Below are 16,321 nucleotides of genomic sequence, written 5' to 3'. Positions count from 1 at the left end.
AGGCCCTGGCAAGTGCTCTCCGTCTAGGGGAAATTCTCCCTATGAGGGCGGGGGTGGTCCCCTTATTCCTCCTTCTGGCCTTCGGCCAGGAATACCGATCCCTACCGGGAGCCCAAACCGGCTACCCGCAGTTGGACCGAAGCTACGCCCTGGTCTACGAGGCGGAGGCTCCCAAGGCGGTCCTCCTCCTGGTGCCGGGCCTCCTGGGCGGGAGCACCAACTTCGCCCTCCTGGCAGAGCACCTAAGGCGGGAAGCCCCTTGGCTGGAGGTCTGGGCCTGGGAGCGGCGGGCCAACGGCTTGGAAGACCGCCGGGGCTTCCTCACGCAAGACCCTACGGCCTACTACCGGGATCTCCCCGAGCCAGACCTCACCCCTCTGCGTTCCTGGGGGCTGGAGGTGCACCTGAAGGACCTGGACCTGGCGGTGGAGGCCGCCCGGCAAAGGGCCCCCGTGGTCCTGGCGGGCCACTCCTTGGGAGCGAGCCTTGCCACCCTATACGCCTTCCGCCACGGGGAAAGGCTAAAGGGCCTCGTCCTCCTGGACGGGAGCCTGCGCCTCCCCCAGGAGGCCCTAGGCCAGGAGGTGGACCGGGAAACCCTGGCGCGGGGGGCCTCCACCCCCTTCGGCCGCCTCCCCGGCCTGGAGGACCTCCTCCAGGGACGGGCCGACCCCGTCTTCCGCCTCCCCTTCCTGGGGCCGCGGGACCTCGCCCTGGCGGAGGCGGAGGCCTTCCTGGCGGCAAAGCGCCCCCTGGAGCCCGTGCCCTACGGCCCCTACCGGGCCACCCGGGAGGCGAGGGCCCTCCTGCGGGTGGACGACCACTACAGCCTCTTCCCCGCCTTCAGCGTGAGCGTGGGCCGGGCCTGGGCCCGGGAAGGGCTCAGCCTTTTGGGACTCCTGCAAGGGCGGCTCGTCCTCACCGTGCGGGGCCCCCGGGGGCGGATCATCGAGTGGCGGGACACCGGGGAGGCCACGGACCCCAGGGCCTTCCTCCGGGCCTTCGCCCGGCCCGAGACCGGGTTTTCCGAGTGGTACTTCCCCTACCGCCTCCTCCTGGAGGTGGCGGCCTACCCCCTGGTGGCCCCGGACCTGAGGCCAAGGCCCCTCCCCTACCCCGTCCTGGCCCTGGGGGCGGGGCGGGGGCTTGTGGCCCGCCCGGAGGGCTTCCGCCTGGCGGAAACCTTCCCCCGCACCCCCACCCGGGCCCAGGTCCTCCCCGGCCTCACCCACCTGGACCTCCTCACGGAAAGGGAGGGGCGCACCGCCCGGGCCCTCCGGGAGTACGTGGAAGGCCTCCTACTCCCCGGCCCCAGGGCCTCCCGTAGCAAGTTAGCCGCGCCCGAGGGGCTCGGGCACCCCCCTCTGGAAGGCCTCCAGGCCCAGGGCCCGCAAGATTAGCCGCGCCGCCCGCAGGCCGGAAAGGGCCGCCGCGGGGACGCTCTGCCCGGGGAAGATCCCCTCCCCCACCCGAAAGACGTTGGGAAAGAGGCGCACCCGGGGGAAGCGGAAGGGGTGGGTCTGGGGGTACCCCCCCACCCAGGCCCGCCCGGCGAAGCGGCGGTAGGTGCGGGGGGTAGCGGCGAAAAGGAGCTCAGCTTCCCTGAGGCCAGGGAGGAGCTCCTCCCCCAGGGCCAGGGCCCTCTCCTGCCAGTGAGCCTTAAGGGCCCGGTAGGCCTCCGCCTCGAGGCCCTCCCAGGGGGCCAGGGGGGTGTGGAGGGAGAGGGAGAAGACGGTCCTCTCCCCTTCCGGAAAAAGGGAGAGGAAGGCGAAGGGCCGCTCCCGGGCGTTTTGCCGGTAAAAGGGAGGGTCCACCCGGAAGGGCAGAACCCCGTAAAGGGCGAAGGCCCCCCAGGCATCCTTGGGCGTTCGCTGGGGAAGGCCCAGGAGGGGCTCAGGAGGCACATTGAGGAGGAAAAAGTCCCCGAAGACCACCTCCTTCTCCCCCCGCCTTCTCCCCCCATAGGCCACCTCCACCCCGTAGGCCCGCCCCTCCCGCAGGAGGAGCCGGGTGGCCCGGGCCCGGTAGCGCACCCCCAGGCCCTCCGCCAACGCCCGGGCCACCCCTCCCACCCCGCCCGGCACCCGCGCCGGTCCCAGGTGGGGCAGGTCCAGGGCCAAGGCGGCGTAGAGGGCGTAGGGGTCTTCCGTCTGGGCGGCGATGAGGAGCTGGGCCCGGAGGAAGAGGCGGAAATCGGAGTCTTCCGGGGCTAGGCGGGAGGCCCGGCGGAAGAGATCGGGAAGCAAGGGGAGAAGCTCGGGGAAAAGGCGGAGGAGGGCGGGGATCTCCTCCCTCTCCGGGGGCCAGGGGAGCCTGGGGGCCAGGGCCTTGAGCCTATCGGCCCGCTCCCCCTGCCAGCGCCAGAAGGGGAGGACCTTGGGCCCGAAGAAGTCCCCCTGGGCTTCCCGCTCCGCCTCCCGCCCCACGGGGCGGAGGAGCCTCCCCCGGGGGAGGACCACCTCCATCAGAGGGAAGCCCTCTGGGTAAGGCTCCACGGGGAAGCGCAGGGCTAGGAGGCCTTCCAGGAGGGCCAGGGGCCCCCCAGAGGCGAAGCCCGAGAGGAGGGTGGCCCCCGCGGGGAAGCGGTGGCCCCGGTGCCAGAAGTCCCCCGCCAGGCCCCCGGGGTAGGTGTGGGCCTCGAGGACCACCACCTCCAGGCCCGCCCCCTGGAGGAGCCTGGCCGCCACCAGCCCCCCGATCCCCGCCCCCACCACCACCGCACGCACGGGACCCAGGCTATCTGGAAGGGGGCAGGCCGACCTTGGCCCAGGCTAAGATGGGTAAGGGATGCGGCTCGAGGCGGAACGGCTCCTGGCGCAGGCCCGCGAGGACCTGACCACTGCCCGGGTGCTCCTCCAAGGTGAACCGCTACCCGGACGCCGCCGGCACCCTGCCTGCCCGGCTTTACGGCAGGGCCCAGGCGGAAGCCCGCCTGCAGGCGGCGGAGGAGGTGCTCACATGGGCGGAGAGGTCGGTTGGGCAAAGCTGAGGGAAGCCCTAGCCCAGGCCCCCCTGCCCATCGCCCTGGCCCTGCTCTTCGGTTCCCGGGCCCGGGGAGAGGCCCAGTTGGACAGCGACTGGGACCTCCTGGTGGTCTCCCCGGCCTTTCGGGGCATGGACCACCTGGAAAGGCTCCTTCTTCTCCACCGCGCCCTGCCCCTCCGCCACGTGGAGTACGTGGCCCTTACCCCGGAGGAATGGGCGGCCCGGCAAGGGGAGGTCGGGGTGGTGGGGGAGGCGGCCCGGGAAGGGATCGTCCTGCTGCAAACCCCCTCCCCGGCCACCCTGCCCCAAGGCCCAAACCCCTAGGCTAGGGGCATGCACGTCCTGGTCACCGGGGCCACGGGGTACGTGGGGGGGAGGCTGGTCCCCCGCCTCCTGGAGGCGGGGCACCGGGTGCGGGTCCTGGTACGGGACCCCTCCCGCCTGGAGGGCCGCCCCTGGGCGGGGCAGGTGGAGGTGGTGCGGGGGAGCCTCGAGGACCCCCAGGCTCTCCACCAAGCCCTCCTAGGGGTGGAGGCCGCCTATTACCTGGTCCACGCCATGCTCTCTGAAAGGGAGTTCCAAAAGGCTGAGGAGCGCCAAGCCCGAGTCTTCGCCCAGGTGGCCCAGGAAGTGGGCCTGCGGCACGTGATCTATCTGGGCGGGCTCCTGCCCAAGGAAGGAAGGCCCTCCCCCCACCTGCAAAGCCGCGCCCGGGTGGGGGAGATCCTGAGGGCCCACCTGCCCGCCACGGAGTTCCGCGCCGGGCCCATCGTGGGCTCAGGCTCGGCCAGCTTTGAAATGGTCCGCTACCTCACCGAGCGCCTGCCCGTCATGGTGGCCCCCCGCTGGGTCTTGAACCCCGTCTCCCCCATCGCCATCCGGGACGTGCTCGCCTACCTCCTCCTGGCCCTCTCCCGGGGGCCTGCGGGGGTGGTGGAGATCGGGGCGCCACCCCTCACCTTCAAGGGCATGATGGAGGCCTACGCCCGGGTGCGGGGGCTCAGGCGCCTCATCCTCCCCGTGCCCGTGCTGGCCCCCAGGCTGGCCGCCCTGTGGGTGGGCCTAGTGACCCCCATCCCCAACCGCCTGGCCCTCCCCCTGGTGGAGGGCATCCTCCACCCCCTGGTGGCGGACACCCAAAAGGCCCAGGCCCTTTTCCCGGAGGTGCGGCCCCTCCCCTACAAGGAGGCGGTGGCCCTGGCCCTAAGGCGCATCGCCCTAGGCGAGGTGGAGACCCGCTGGTCGGGGGCCCTCCATGGGCGGGCCTACTTCCTGGAGGACCGGGAAGGCGTTATCCGCGAGGTGCGGAGCCTGCGGGCGAAGGCTACCCCCGAGGCCCTCTTCCGGGTCTTCACCAGCCTCGGAGGAGAGCGCGGCTGGCTCGTCTGGAGCTGGGCCTGGGCCCTGCGGGGCCTCCTGGACCGGATGGTGGGGGGCCCGGGCCTGAGGCGGGGACGGCGCCACCCGCAGGAGCTCCTCCCGGGGGAGGCGGTGGACTTCTGGCGGGTGGAGCGGGTAGAGCCGGGGAGGCTTTTGCGCCTGCGGGCGGAGATGCGCCTGCCGGGCAAGGCCTGGCTGGAGTGGCAGGCCCTTCCCGAGGGGGAGGGGGCCCGGCTGGTGCAGACCGCCTACTTCGAGCCCGTGGGCCTCACCGGCTTCCTCTACTGGTGGCTCCTCTACCCCCTCCACCGCCGCATCTTCAGCGACCTGGCGCGGGCCATCGTGCGGGAGGCAGAGGGCGCCTTAGCCAAGCCTCCATCGCCAGGGCGTGGGGCAGGGTGAGGGCGAAGACCGCCGCCATGTAGGCGGCCAGGGGGTCCCGGAAGGCGGGGTAGAGGGCCAAGGCCAGGAGGATAGCCCCGAAGGTGGCCCCGTATACGGGAAGCCAGTCCCTTCCCCTCACGCCCACGAGGCGCAGGCTGTCCAGGCTGTGCTGCAGGAGGAAGTACCCGGCCAGGGCGGCGTAGGGGTGGGCTAGGGCGGCCACCAGGGCGAGGAGGGCCGTGTCCCCCCAAAGCCTCGGGGACGCGCCTTGCCGCAAGGCCCAGAGGAAGAGGCCGGCCAAGAGAAAGAGGGCTGCCCAGGGGGGCAGGGCAAAGCCCCCCACAAAGGCCTGCAGGAAGGGGGCAATGCGCTCTCCGTGGAGGAGGAAGGGGAAGAGGAGGACCGTCCCTGCCCGCAGGTAGCCTAAAGGGCCCTTGCCCTCCACCCGGCCCCAGTGCAGGAGGGCCAGGAGGAGAAAGGCCAGAAGGCCCGCCTGGGGGTAGAAGAGGAGCAGGGCCAGAGGTAAAAGCGCCAGGAGGAGGTAAAGGCCCACGAAGGGGAGGAGGGGCCAACCGAGCCTGCGGGCCACCAAGAGGTCCGCCGCCCCGTGGGGCAGGCCGAGGACCAGGGCGGACAGGAGGAGGAGGGCCAGGGCCCACCCCTCGGGGAGGAGGACGAGGGGGAGCAGGTAGAGGCTGGGCATGTTCTCATAATCTTCACAGGTCTTTTCCGCTTTCTGTAGCCCACAGAAAGCTCTTGTCCAAGAGTTGTCCAGGTTACACACCCGGGGAACCTTGGGACTTTTAATGGACTTGACCCGCACGGGGGCGGGCTTGCCCCTGAAGGAGGTAAGCCATGCGCGAAATGCCAGAACTCACCTTCGGACAGTACTGGCTGGTCTTCAACATGCTCTCCCTGACCATCGCCGGGATGCTAGCCGCCTTCGTCTTCTTCCTCCTGGCGAGGAGCTATGTGGCCCAGCGCTACCACATCGCCTTGTACCTCTCGGCCCTCATTGTCTTCATCGCCGGCTACCACTACCTGCGCATCTTCGAGAGCTGGGTGGGGGCCTACCAGCTGGCGGACGGGGTCTACGTGCCCACCGGCAAGCCCTTCAACGACTTCTACCGCTACGCCGACTGGCTCCTGACGGTACCCCTGCTCCTCCTGGAGCTCATCCTGGTCCTGGGGCTTTCCGCCGCCCGCACCTGGAACCTGGGGATCAAGCTGGTGGTGGCGTCGGTGCTCATGCTGGGGCTCGGGTACGTGGGAGAGGTGAACACCGAACCTGGGCCCAGGACGCTTTGGGGCGCGCTTTCCTCCATCCCCTTCTTCTACATCCTCTACGTGCTCTGGGTGGAGCTGGGCCAGGCCATACGGGAGGCCAAGTTCGGGGCTAGGGTCCTGGAGCTCCTCAACGCCACCCGGTATGTCCTCCTCATGTCCTGGGGCTTCTATCCCATCGCCTACGCCCTGGGCACCTGGCTCCCGGGAGGAGCGGCCCAGGAGGTGGCCATCCAGATTGGGTACAGCCTAGCCGACCTGATCGCCAAGCCCGTCTACGGCCTCCTGATCTTCGCCATCGCCCGGGCGAAGAGCCTCGAGGAGGGCTTCGGAGCGGAGGTGAAGGCCGCTTGAATCCAGCTGGGCAAGCCCGCCCGGGCCCCTCGGGCCCACTTCTTTTTGGACTACAAACCCCCCTTGGGGAAAGGGGTAGCTTCCAAGCATGCGGGTTCTGATCCTGGGAGCCACGGGAGGCCTGGGAAGCGCCTTGGCCCGCCTGCTGCGGGGGGAAGAGCTCCTCCTTTCGGCCCGCCGGGCGGAAGCCCTCCGGGCGCTGGCCGCGGAAGTGGGAGGCCGCGCCCTTCCCGCCGACCTCTCCGACGAACTGGAGGCCAAAGCCCTCTTGGAAGAGGCGGGCCCCCTGGACCTCCTGGTCCACGCCGTGGGCAAGGCGGGCAGAGCCGGGGTGCGGGAAGTAAGCCGGGATGCCCTGGAAGGAATGCTCACAAGCCACTTCCTGACCGCCAGTTTTGTCCTAAAGCACGCCCACTTTCGCCAAGGAGCCCGAGCGGTCTTCTTCGGGGCCTACCCCGCCTACGTGCGGGTGCCGGGCTTTGGGGCCTACGCCGCGGCCAAGGGGGCCCTCGAGGCCTATGTGGAGACGGCCCGGAAGGAGCTCCGGCGCCAGGGCGTGCAACTCGTCCTGGTGCGCCTGCCGGCGGTGGCCACGGGGCTTTGGACCCCCCTGGGCGGCCCCCCCAAGGGAGCCCTGGCCCCCGAGGAGGCGGCCAGGCGGGTGCTGGAGGGCGTCCTCCGGGAACCTCCCCCTGAGGTGTTGGAGCTTTAGGCCATGGAGCAGGAAACCCCTCAAGCCCCCTACCGGGCCTTCTTCTACCCCATGCGCCTGGCCCTCTTGTGCGTGGGGGAGAACTTCATGCCCCTGGCCTGGTGGACCCCAGTGTCCAAAAAGCCCTTCCGCTTCCTCTTCGCCATGGACCGGGAAAACCACACCCTCACCCTCCTGCGGGAGCTGGGGGAAGCCGCCCTCGCCTTCCTCCCCTGGGAGGCCCGGGGCTGGGTGGTGCGCTCCGGCTACCTCTCGGGGCGGAAGGTGCGCAAGGCGGAAAGGCTGGGGGTAGCCCTGCGCCCGGCGAGGAAACTGGAGCATACCCAGGTACCGGAAGGGACCCTAGCGGTGTACGAGCTCAAGGTGAGCGAGCTTCCCCTAGAAGGCGACCACGCCCTCTTCCTGGGGGAGGTGGTCCACGTGGAAGGCTCCCAGGAGGCCAAGGAGCGGCCCATCCTCTTCCTGGGCTTCCGCGACTTCGCCACCCTAGGGGAGCGCTGGAGGTATAGGCCGTGAGGCGGCTTCTCCCCTTCCTCCTCCCCCTGTTGGCCCTGGCCCAGGCCCCCTACCGGGTGGAGGGGGAGGCCCGGTACCGGGGCTTCTACCCCCTGGGGAGCTGGGAGGGCAGGAACCCCACCGCCCGGGGGGAGGTCTTTTGGAATGGCGAGCAGGCCTCGGGCCGGGTCTGCCTGGAGCAGGCCGCCTGGGACTCCGGGGTAGCCGAGCGGGACAAGAAGGCCCTGGAGATCCTCAAGGCCAAGAGCTACCCTCAGGCCTGCCTCTACCCCCAAAGGGCCCGCCACGAGGGGAGCCGCTTCGTGGTGGAGGGGGAGCTGGAACTGGTGGGCAGGCGCCTGCCGGTGCGCATTGAAGGCGAGCTCCTGGGCCCGCCCGAAAGGGGCCGCTTCCGGGGCGCCTTCCGCACCCGCTTCTCCGACTGGGGCCTGGAACGCCCCCGCTTCCTCTTCCTGGAGGTGCGGGACGAGGTGGAGGTCTACCTGGAGGCGGAGGTGCGGCGGTGATCCGCCTGGGCTACCCCTGCGAGAACCTGACCCTAAAGGCCAGCACCAACCACACCCTCCGCCTGGCCTCCCTCACCTAGGAAAGGGTGCGGGCCAAGGTGGCGGAGAACCTGAAGGACCTAAAGCGCATCCTGCGCTGGAACGCCGAGGCGGGCTTCCGCCTCTTCCGCATCGGCCAGCACCTCATCCCCTTCGCCTCCCACCCCCTTTTCCCCTACGACTGGGAGAAGGCCCATGGAGAGGAGCTTGGGCGGCTTGGGGCCCTCGCCAAGGCCTTGGGCCAGCGGCTTTCCCTGCACCCCGGGCAATACGTGAACCCGGGAAGCCCAAGCCCAAAGGTGGTGGAGCGCTCCCTGGCCGAGCTCCGCTACTCGGCCCGGGTGCTGAGCCTCCTGGGTGCGGAGGACGGGGTCTTGGTCCTCCATCTGGGCGGGGTTTACGGGGACCGGGAGAGGGCCCTTAGGCGCTTCGTGGAAAACCTCAGGGGGGAAAGGGAGGTTTTGCGCTTCCTGGCCCTGGAAAACGACGAGCGGCTTTGGGACGCGGAGGGGGTCCTGAAGGCCGCCGAGGCCCTGGGGGTGCCGGTGGTGGTGGACACCCTGCACCATGCCTTAAACCCTGGGCGGCTCTCCCTGGCGGAGGCCCTCCGTCTGGCCTTCCCCACCTGGCGGGGAAGGCCCAAGGTACACCTGGCCAGCCAGGATCCCGCAAAGCGCCCCGGGGCCCACGCCTTCGCCGTGGAGGAAGCGGACTGGGAAAGGCTCCTGGCCGCCCTCCCCGGCCCCGCCGATGTGATGGTGGAGGCCAAGGGGAAGGAGGGGGGGCTTCCCCGAGGGGTAACCCCTCACCTCAACCCTTCAACCACCCTCGCCGCGCCGCGTAACGCAAGAGATCGCTCCGGGTCCTGAGCCCCAGCTTCTCCATCCCCCGTTCCCTGTAAGTGGCCACGGTTTTCTCCGAAATGGCTAGGCGCTCCGCCACCTCCTTGTGGGAAAGCCCTTGGGCCAAGAGCCGGAGCACCTCCTCCTCCCTAGGGGAGAGGGCCGCCTCCTTCGCCTCTTCCCGCACCATTTCCATGGCCAAGCGCATGGCCAAGGAAGGGTTCAGGTACCGCTCCCCCCGAGCCACGGCCAAGACCGCGTCCAGGAGCTCGTGGTCTACCGCGGCCTTGCTCACGTAGCCCTGGCCCCCCGCTTGCAGAAAACCCTTCACGTACTCCAGGTCCTCGTGCATGGAAAGGGCCAGCAGGCGAAGACGGGGTTGGCGTTCCTTCAGCGCCCGGCAAAGCTCAATCCCCGTGCCGTCGGGAAGGGACACATCCAGGATGGCCACGTCGGCCTCCACCCTCTCCAGGAGGGCAAGGGCCTCTGCTACGCTGCCCGCCTCTCCCACCACCTGGACAGGGCCCCGGGCCTCGAGGAGGTGGCGGATCCCCGAGCGCACCAGCACGTGGTCCTCCACCAGCACCACCCGGATCACGCCGCCACCTCCAGAGGAAGCCTCACCTGCACCCGAGTTCCCTCCCCAGGGGCGCTTTCCAGGAGAAGCCTCCCTCCCACCAGCTCCACCCGCTCCCGCATCCCCACAAGCCCCTGGTGGCCCAGGCCCACCTTCCGCAGGTCAAAACCCCGGCCCTCGTCCTCCACAAAGACCCGCACCTCCCCTTCCACCTCCAAGACGCCCACTGCCGCCTTCGGGCTCCCCGAGTGGCGGGCTACGTTGGTAAGGGCCTCCTGCACCACCCGGTAGATGACCGTTTCCAACTCCGGGGAAAGGGGCCGGGAAAGGTGAAAGGAGAGGTCCACCTCGATCCCCGTGCGGTCGGAGAACTCCCGCACGTAGCGGCGCAGGGCGGCCTCGAGGCCCAAGTGGTCCAAAACGCTGGGCCGAAGGTCCAGGGCCAGCCGCCGCACCTCGGCGAGGGTGTAGCGGGCCAGCTCCTTCAAGGCTACAGCCTTCTCTCCAGGGAGCCCCTCCAGCCCCAGGATGAGACCCGTGAGGGCCTGGCCCACCTCGTCGTGCAGCTCGCGGGCGATGCGCCCCCGCTCCTCCTCTTGCGCCTTTAGCCAGGCCCTTAGAAGCTCAGCCCTCTGCGCCTCCTTCTCCTGCAGAAGGCCGTAGAGCCTGGCGTTTTCCAAAGCGGTGGAGAGAGGGCCGGAAAGCGCGGTAAGGAGCTCACGGATCCAGGCCTCCTCCCCCGAAGGCAGTCCGTACAGCACCAACGCCCCTCGGGGAGGGACGGGCACAACCACGCTCTGCCCCCGCCAAAGAACCTGGCCCAGGCGCAAGGCTTCTTCCGCCAGCCCCTGGACCTCATCCAGCGGGCACAGGGCTTGGCAGGTGCGGCAGCGGAGGACCCGTCCCTCCACCCAGAGATGCCCGCAAACGAAGGCCAACTCCCTCACCAAAAGGGAGAGCACCCGCTCGGCCAGCTCCTCCACCCTCAGAGCGTGGCTTTCCGCAAGGACCCGGTTGAGTAGGGAAAGCTGCCTCTGCCGCCTTTCCACCTCTTCCTCCATGCGGTTCAGCGCCCGCCCCAAATCCCCCAGCTCGCTCTTGGGCTCCGGGAAGCGCACCCTTTCCCCTCGCCCCAGAAGAGCGGCTCCCTCCGCCATCCGAGCCAAGGGCTCCAAAGCCTGGGTAAGGAGGAGGTAGCCAAGCCCCACCCCCAGACCCACGGCCCAAAGGAGGCCGAAGAGCCCCGTGCGCACCACCTTGCCTACCTCTTCCCAAAGGGGTGCCTGGTAAAGGGCGAGGCGGACGGTCCCTGCCCGGCCACCATAAATCCCAGCCTCGGCCTGGTAGACCACCTTGCCTTCCAGGCGAAAGCTCCTCTCCCCCGGAAGGCCCAAAAGCGCCTCCGGGACCCCCTCGGGAAAGGTGTGGGCCAAGACCCGCCCCTCCGGGTCCAGGACGTAAGCGAAGGCAAAGCCTGGATAGCGGGCCGAAGCGCTTCCCAGCTTGGTGCGCACGGCGAGGAGATCCCGCAGCAGGAGATCATCCGTAAGAAGGGTGGCCAGGTCCTGGACCCCCGCCCGCGCCTGCTGCCATAGGGTCTTTTCGCCCTCGGCGAAGAGAAAAGCGCCGCCTCCCAGGATCAAGACGCTTCCCGTGGCCGTGGCGGCGAAGCACACCGTGAGGAGGAGCTGTAAGCTGAGCCTCACGGCAACACCTCCCTAGCCCTCTGGAACACGGCCCGATAGGGCTCCTCCTCTGCCGGACGGAAGCCCCTGAGGCCCAAGGCTCGTAGGGCCTTCTGGCCCTGCGGCGTGGCCCCATGCCGCAAGAGAGCCCGCACGAGCCGGGACCTCAGCTTCGGGTCCAGGTCTCTCGGCACCACCACCGGGGGCGGCGGGTCCACGGGACCCTGGGCCACCACCCGCAAGCCCCGCACCCCCAGGCTTTCGTAGACCACCCGGTCCACCGCTGCCCCTTCCGCCAGCCCGCCAAGAACCGCTTCTAGGGCCCGGTCGTGGCTGTAGGTGAAAAAGGCCCGGGCGAAGAAGTCCTCTCCAAGACCACGGGCCAACAGCCTAGGCCAAGCGTGGCCGGTGTTGGAAAGGGGGTCGGTAAAGGCGAAGGGCATCCCTCGCAACTCGGCAAGCTCCCGGTAGGGGGAGGCCTCCGCCACCACAATCAGGCTCTGGTACGGGACCAGGGTCTCCCCCGCCAAGACCACATCCAAGAAGCCCTCCTCAACCCCCAAACCCGCCGCCAGGGTGCAGAGAAAGCCCATCTCCGCCTCGCCTCGGCGCAGGACCTCGAGGACCTCGGCATAGGTGCGCCGCCCGAAGGCCTCTACCCGCTCTCCCAGATGCTCTTCCAGCCCCCCGAGGAAGACCCGGTAGGGCTCGGCCCCCTCGGGAGAACGCATCCCCGCCACGACCACCCGTACCCCTGCGGTATGGGCCACAGGGGCGTAAGGAGGTTCCACCCCCACCTCAGGCAGGGGTTGGCAGGCGCAAAGCAGGAACAGGAAGGCGCCAAGAAGCCTCACCCACCCCAGCATAAGAGGGGCTCAGGGGTATGGATGTCCCTAACCCGTCGGCAGACTTACCGACAAGGTGTCCTCTTCTCCACGGCTTTCTGGGCCCAGGAATGCCCTCTAGCTTGGAGAGGAAAGGAGGTGGGCGATGTCTACAGAACCTCCCACCGGCAAAGCAACGAAAGAGGCTCGCCGGCACTTCTTGGCCAAGATGGCCAGCGCGGTTTTCGCCTCCTTGGTGGCCCCGGGCCTGGCCCAAGGGGCGCCCCAGCCTCAGCCCTCCGCCGCCCCTGAGGAGGACGTTCTTTTGAGGTTGCAAAAGGACCTGGAGCGGGCGCTTAAGAACCCGAACCGCAGGTGGGGCATGGTCATCGACCTGCGAAAATGCGTGGGCTGCCATGCCTGCACCGTGAGCTGCATGGCGGAAAACCGCCTGCCGCCCGGTGTGGTCTACCGGCCGGTGAGCGAGGAGGAAGTGGGCACCTTTCCCCACGTCACCTACCGCTTCGTGCCCCAGCCCTGCATGCAGTGCGACAACCCTCCCTGCGTACCCGTCTGCCCTTACGACGCCACGTGGAAGCGCAAAGACGGCATCGTGGAGATCGATTACGAGAAGTGCGTGGGCTGTGAGAAGTGCATCCCCCCATGCCCCTACAATGCCCGTCACAAGGACGAGGGGGACTATTGGACGGAGGGCACCCCTGGAATGGGCAGGATGCCTTACGAGGAGCTCCCCGTCTACGAGTGGGGCAAGAGGGTGAGCCGCGAGGACGAGGCCGGGCCCATCGACAAGGTGCGCAAGTGCCACTTCTGCCTCCACCGCATCGAACGCGGGCTTTTGCCCCAGTGCGTGGTCACCTGCATCGGACGGGCCACCTACTTCGGGGACCTCGAGGACCCCTCCTCCCTGGTCTCCGAACTCGTCCGCCAGCCCAACGCCACGCGCCTCAAGGAAGAAGCGGGAACCAAACCCCGTGTCTACTACCTGGTCTAGGAGGTGGCTATGGAAAAGCTTTCCCGGCGCAATCTGCTGAAACTCTCCGGTGCAGGCGCCCTGCTGGGCTCCCTGGGGACCGCCCTTCAGGAAGCCAGCGCCCAAGGCTTGGAAACGTACGAGGTCCAGCTTCCCGAGAACACCATCTACTCCTCCTGTCTGCAGTGCAACACCGGATGCCCCATCAAGGTGAAGCTCTACGAGGGGGTGGCCAGCAAGATCGACGGCAACCCCCTCTCCCCCTGGACCTTCCACCCCCACCTACCCATGAACACCGACGTCACCACCCTGGCCAAGGTGGACGGGGCCCTTTGCCCCAAGGGCCAGGCGGGCATCCAAACCGCTTACGACCCCTACCGCATCCGCAGGGTGCTGAAGCGGGCGGGGCCCAGGGGAAGCGGCAAGTGGGAGGAGATCCCCTTCCATCAGGCGGTGAAGGAAATCGTCGAGGGAGGCAGGCTCTTCGCCCATCTGGGGGACGAGCGGGTCTACCCCGGCCTGAAGGAGCTCTGGGCCCTGAAAGACCCCGAGGTCATGGCCCGCATGGCCCAGGCGGTAAGGGCTATCTGGGCGGAGAAGGACCGCCAAAAGAAAAAGGTCCTGGTGGAGAAGTTCAAGGAAGACTTCAAGGATCACCTCCACGCCCTCATCGACCCCGATCATCCCGACCTGGGCCCCAAGAACAACCAGGTGGTCTTTGCCTGGGGACGCCTCAAAGCAGGCCGCTCGGATTTCATCCGCTGGTTCTTCAGCCAAAGCTTCGGCACCGTCAACCTCCACGGCCACACCACCGTCTGCCAGGGCTCCATGTACTTCGTCGGCAAGGCCATGAGCGAGCAACCCACCTTTGACGCCTCGGGCAAGCTCTCCTGGTCGGGCGGCGCCAAGTTTTACTGGCAGGCGGACCTCTCCAAGGCCCGCTTCGTGGTCTTCGTGGGGGCTAACGTCTTTGAGGGGAACTACGGCCCCCCCTTGCGCGTGGGCTGGATCACCGAGCGGGCCAGCAAGGGAGAGCTGGAGTACGCCATCGTGGATCCCAGGGCGCAGAAGGCGGTGAAGGGTGCCAGCCGCTGGATCGCTCCCAAACCTGGCCATGACGCCGCCATCGCCATGGGGGTGATCCGACTCCTGATGGAGTGGGGCAAAATAGACAGCAAGTTCCTCTCCGCCGCCAATAAGGCCGCCGCCAAGGCCATCGGGGAAAGCAGTTGGACCAACGCCACCTGGCTGGTCAAGCTCAAAGACGGCAAACCGGAAAGGCTTCTCAGGGCCAGTGACCTTGGCCTTGCCAAACCCAAGGCCAAGGTGGGGGATAAGGAGGTGGAGCTGGACGCTCCCGTGGTGCTCCACTTAGGCCAGCCCGTGGCCTTCAACCCCAACGACGAAGTCCAGGCGGTCTTTGGGGATCTCTGGGTAAACACCACCCTGGGGGGCATCCCGGTAAAAAGCGCCCTCCAGCTCATTAAGGAGGAGGCGTTCCGGCATCGGGTGAGGACCTGGGCCGCCTTTGCCGGCGTGGAGGAGGAGGACATCCGGTTCCTGGCGGAAAAAATGGCCCAATATGGCAAGAAGGCCGTGGTGGACGTGCACCGCGGCGCTAGCCAGCACACCAATGGCTTCTACAACTGCTTCGCATGGTTCACGGTGAACGCCCTCTTGGGCAACCTGGACCACCAAGGCGGTTCCGTGCAACCCAGCACCTACGACATCACCGGCGGCAGAGCGGGCGGCCCTTTCCCTCTAAGCAAGCTCCACCCCAAACCCCTGACGCCTTTCGGCATCAGCCTCATTCGCCACGAGACCAAGTACGAGGACACCACTCTCTTTGAAGGGTTCCCTGCCAAGCGGCCTTGGTACCCCCACGCCTCCGACGTCTACCAGGAGATCCTACCCTCGGCGGCCCAAGGCTACCCTTATCCCATCAAGATCCTCTTCCACTACATGGGGTCGCCCGCCTACGCCCTGCCGGGAGGCCAGGAGCAAATCCGGGCCATGCTGGACCCGGACAAGATTCCCCTCATCGTGGCCTTTGACATCGTGGTGGGAGACAGCTACCTCTACGCCGATTACCTCATCCCCGACCTTTCCTACTTGGAACGCTGGGAGTTCCACGGCAGCCACCCCTCCATCATCTGGAAGGTCCAGCCCGTGCGGCAACCCGCTATCCCCCCCATCCCCGAGGAGGTGGAAGTATTCGGCCAGAAAATGCCCATTTGCTTGGAAAGCTTCCTTTTGGCTTTGGCGGAACACCTGGGTCTGCCTGGAGCCGGGCCTAGGGGCTTCGCCAACGGCATGCCCTTCACCCATCCCGACCACTTCTACCTAAAGCTGGCCGCCAACCTGGCTTTTGGGGAGAAGGCGGACGGCTCGGACGCCCTGCCTGAGGCGGACGAGCGGGAACTCGCCGTGTTCCGCCAAGCCCGGAGGCACCTGCCTCCCTCCGTTTTTGAGGAGCAACGCTGGAGGGAAGCGGTGGGCGATGAAAGCCTCTTCCGCCGCACCGTCTACCTTCTGAACCGCGGGGGCCGCTTCCAGGAGTTTGCCAAAGCGTATGTCCAGGGCGACCTGGTGGCCAACCGCTACGCCCGTCAGGTCAATCTCTTCCTCGAGAAGCAAGCCCTCTCCTTGAACCCCATGACCGGGAAGCCCTACTGGCCTCTGCCCGCCTACTTCCTTCCCTACCGGGACGTCTTGGGCAACCCGCTCCGCGACCCTGGTTACGGCCTTACCCTCCTCACCCACCGAAGCATCCTGCAGACCAAGAGCCGCACGGTGAGCAACTACTGGCTCCTGGCGATCAAGCCGGAAAACGAAATCCTGGTGAGCGCTTTGGACGCCGAGCGCCTAGGGCTTAAAGAAGGCCAATGGGTCAAGGTGGTCTCCGCCACCAACCCCAAAGGGGAGTGGGATCTGGGGCCCTTCGGCCGGAAACCCATGGTGGGTAAGGTGAAAGTGGTCCAAGGCATGCGCCCCGGATGCGTGAGCTTCGCCCTAGGCTGGGGGCATTGGGCCTATGGGGCCAGCGATCTGGTGATAAACGGCCAGAGGCTGAAGGGCGACCCCCGTCGGGGCCAGGGGCTTCACGCCAACGCCGCCATGCGCCTGGACCCGTACTTGAAGGACATGGCCCTGACAGACGTGGTGGGCGGAAGCGTGGTCTTCTACGAAACCCGGGTGAACCTGCTCCCTGTCTAAGGATGTCCCCCCGGGGCCTCCGGGGG

16 protein-coding genes are annotated in these 16,321 nt (G+C 68.1%); 11 read left to right on the top strand and 5 right to left on the bottom strand.

The features are described from left to right. Window positions 1-41 precede the first annotated feature (41 nt). Complete coding sequence (locus L1087_RS06410) at window positions 42-1,400, top strand: alpha/beta fold hydrolase (RefSeq protein ID WP_234558169.1); 1,359 nt, start codon at window positions 42-44, stop codon at window positions 1,398-1,400. Here L1087_RS06410 and L1087_RS06405 read toward each other — a convergent pair. After that, on the bottom strand, window positions 1,332-2,726 hold the full coding sequence (locus L1087_RS06405) for a phytoene desaturase family protein (RefSeq protein WP_234558168.1): 1,395 nt from the start codon (window positions 2,724-2,726) through the stop codon (window positions 1,332-1,334). The genes L1087_RS06410 and L1087_RS06405 overlap by 69 nt on opposite strands. A 134-nt stretch (window positions 2,727-2,860) precedes the next feature. Here L1087_RS06405 and L1087_RS13190 point away from each other — a divergent pair, with 134 nt between their 5' ends. From L1087_RS13190 to L1087_RS06395, 3 genes are read left to right on the top strand one after another with little or no spacing between them, the layout of a single operon-like run. After that, window positions 2,861-2,989 carry a HEPN domain-containing protein gene (locus L1087_RS13190; protein WP_267964759.1) on the top strand — a complete coding sequence of 43 codons (129 nt, stop codon included), beginning with the start codon at window positions 2,861-2,863 and terminating at the stop codon, window positions 2,987-2,989. Further along, window positions 2,959-3,309, top strand: a complete 351-nt coding sequence (locus L1087_RS06400) for a nucleotidyltransferase domain-containing protein (RefSeq protein ID WP_234558167.1) — start codon at window positions 2,959-2,961, stop codon at window positions 3,307-3,309. The genes L1087_RS13190 and L1087_RS06400 overlap by 31 nt, the downstream gene beginning before the upstream one ends. A gap of 9 nt (window positions 3,310-3,318) precedes the next feature. Next, window positions 3,319-4,767, top strand: a complete 1,449-nt coding sequence (locus tag L1087_RS06395) for an SDR family oxidoreductase (protein WP_234558165.1) — start codon at window positions 3,319-3,321, stop codon at window positions 4,765-4,767. Here the strand turns inward: L1087_RS06395 and L1087_RS06390 are convergent. Then, complete coding sequence (locus L1087_RS06390) at window positions 4,685-5,452, bottom strand: beta-carotene 15,15'-dioxygenase, Brp/Blh family (protein ID WP_234558164.1); 768 nt, start codon at window positions 5,450-5,452, stop codon at window positions 4,685-4,687. The two genes, L1087_RS06395 and L1087_RS06390, sit on opposite strands and share 83 nt — an antisense overlap. A gap of 152 nt (window positions 5,453-5,604) precedes the next feature. Between L1087_RS06390 and L1087_RS06385 the strand changes: the two genes are divergently transcribed. From L1087_RS06385 to uvsE, 5 genes are all read left to right on the top strand, one after another. Continuing rightward, a complete protein-coding gene (locus L1087_RS06385; RefSeq protein WP_234558163.1) occupies window positions 5,605-6,387 on the top strand; it encodes a bacteriorhodopsin in 783 nt (260 codons plus the stop codon). A gap of 88 nt (window positions 6,388-6,475) precedes the next feature. Then, on the top strand, window positions 6,476-7,099 hold the full coding sequence (locus L1087_RS06380; protein WP_234558162.1) for an SDR family NAD(P)-dependent oxidoreductase: 624 nt from the start codon (window positions 6,476-6,478) through the stop codon (window positions 7,097-7,099). Between the two features lie 3 nt (window positions 7,100-7,102). Then, complete coding sequence (locus L1087_RS06375; RefSeq protein WP_234558161.1) at window positions 7,103-7,615, top strand: flavin reductase family protein; 513 nt, start codon at window positions 7,103-7,105, stop codon at window positions 7,613-7,615. Beyond that, window positions 7,612-8,121 (top strand): YceI family protein, encoded by a 510-nt coding sequence (locus L1087_RS06370; RefSeq protein ID WP_234558160.1) that lies wholly within the window; start codon window positions 7,612-7,614, stop codon window positions 8,119-8,121. Before L1087_RS06375 ends, L1087_RS06370 begins: the two co-directional genes overlap by 4 nt. Before the next feature lie 86 nt (window positions 8,122-8,207). After that, on the top strand, window positions 8,208-9,029 hold the full coding sequence (gene uvsE, locus L1087_RS06365) for a UV DNA damage repair endonuclease UvsE (RefSeq protein WP_234558159.1): 822 nt from the start codon (window positions 8,208-8,210) through the stop codon (window positions 9,027-9,029). Here uvsE and L1087_RS06360 read toward each other — a convergent pair. The 3 genes from L1087_RS06360 to L1087_RS06350 are packed head-to-tail and all read right to left on the bottom strand — an operon-like array spanning window position 8,971 to window position 12,118. Then, on the bottom strand, window positions 8,971-9,600 hold the full coding sequence (locus L1087_RS06360; RefSeq protein WP_135342858.1) for a response regulator transcription factor: 630 nt from the start codon (window positions 9,598-9,600) through the stop codon (window positions 8,971-8,973). The two genes, uvsE and L1087_RS06360, sit on opposite strands and share 59 nt — an antisense overlap. After that, entirely contained in the window at window positions 9,597-11,285 is a 1,689-nt protein-coding gene (locus L1087_RS13310; RefSeq protein ID WP_234558158.1) for an ATP-binding protein, read from the bottom strand. Before L1087_RS13310 ends, L1087_RS06360 begins: the two co-directional genes overlap by 4 nt. Further along, on the bottom strand, window positions 11,282-12,118 hold the full coding sequence (locus L1087_RS06350; RefSeq protein WP_234558156.1) for a PhnD/SsuA/transferrin family substrate-binding protein: 837 nt from the start codon (window positions 12,116-12,118) through the stop codon (window positions 11,282-11,284). Before L1087_RS06350 ends, L1087_RS13310 begins: the two co-directional genes overlap by 4 nt. A gap of 136 nt (window positions 12,119-12,254) precedes the next feature. Between L1087_RS06350 and L1087_RS06345 the strand changes: the two genes are divergently transcribed. Beyond that, entirely contained in the window at window positions 12,255-13,100 is an 846-nt protein-coding gene (locus L1087_RS06345; RefSeq protein ID WP_135342855.1) for a 4Fe-4S dicluster domain-containing protein, read from the top strand. 9 nt (window positions 13,101-13,109) lie between these two features. Further along, complete coding sequence (locus L1087_RS06340) at window positions 13,110-16,295, top strand: molybdopterin-dependent oxidoreductase (protein ID WP_234558153.1); 3,186 nt, start codon at window positions 13,110-13,112, stop codon at window positions 16,293-16,295. Window positions 16,296-16,321: the final 26 nt, after the last annotated feature.

Origin of the sequence: Thermus tengchongensis (genome assembly GCF_021462405.1) — a bacterium.
Lineage (GTDB): Bacteria > Deinococcota > Deinococci > Deinococcales > Thermaceae > Thermus > Thermus tengchongensis.
Note: the sequence above shows the minus strand (reverse complement) of the source record. Positions and strands in the feature narration are given on the sequence as shown.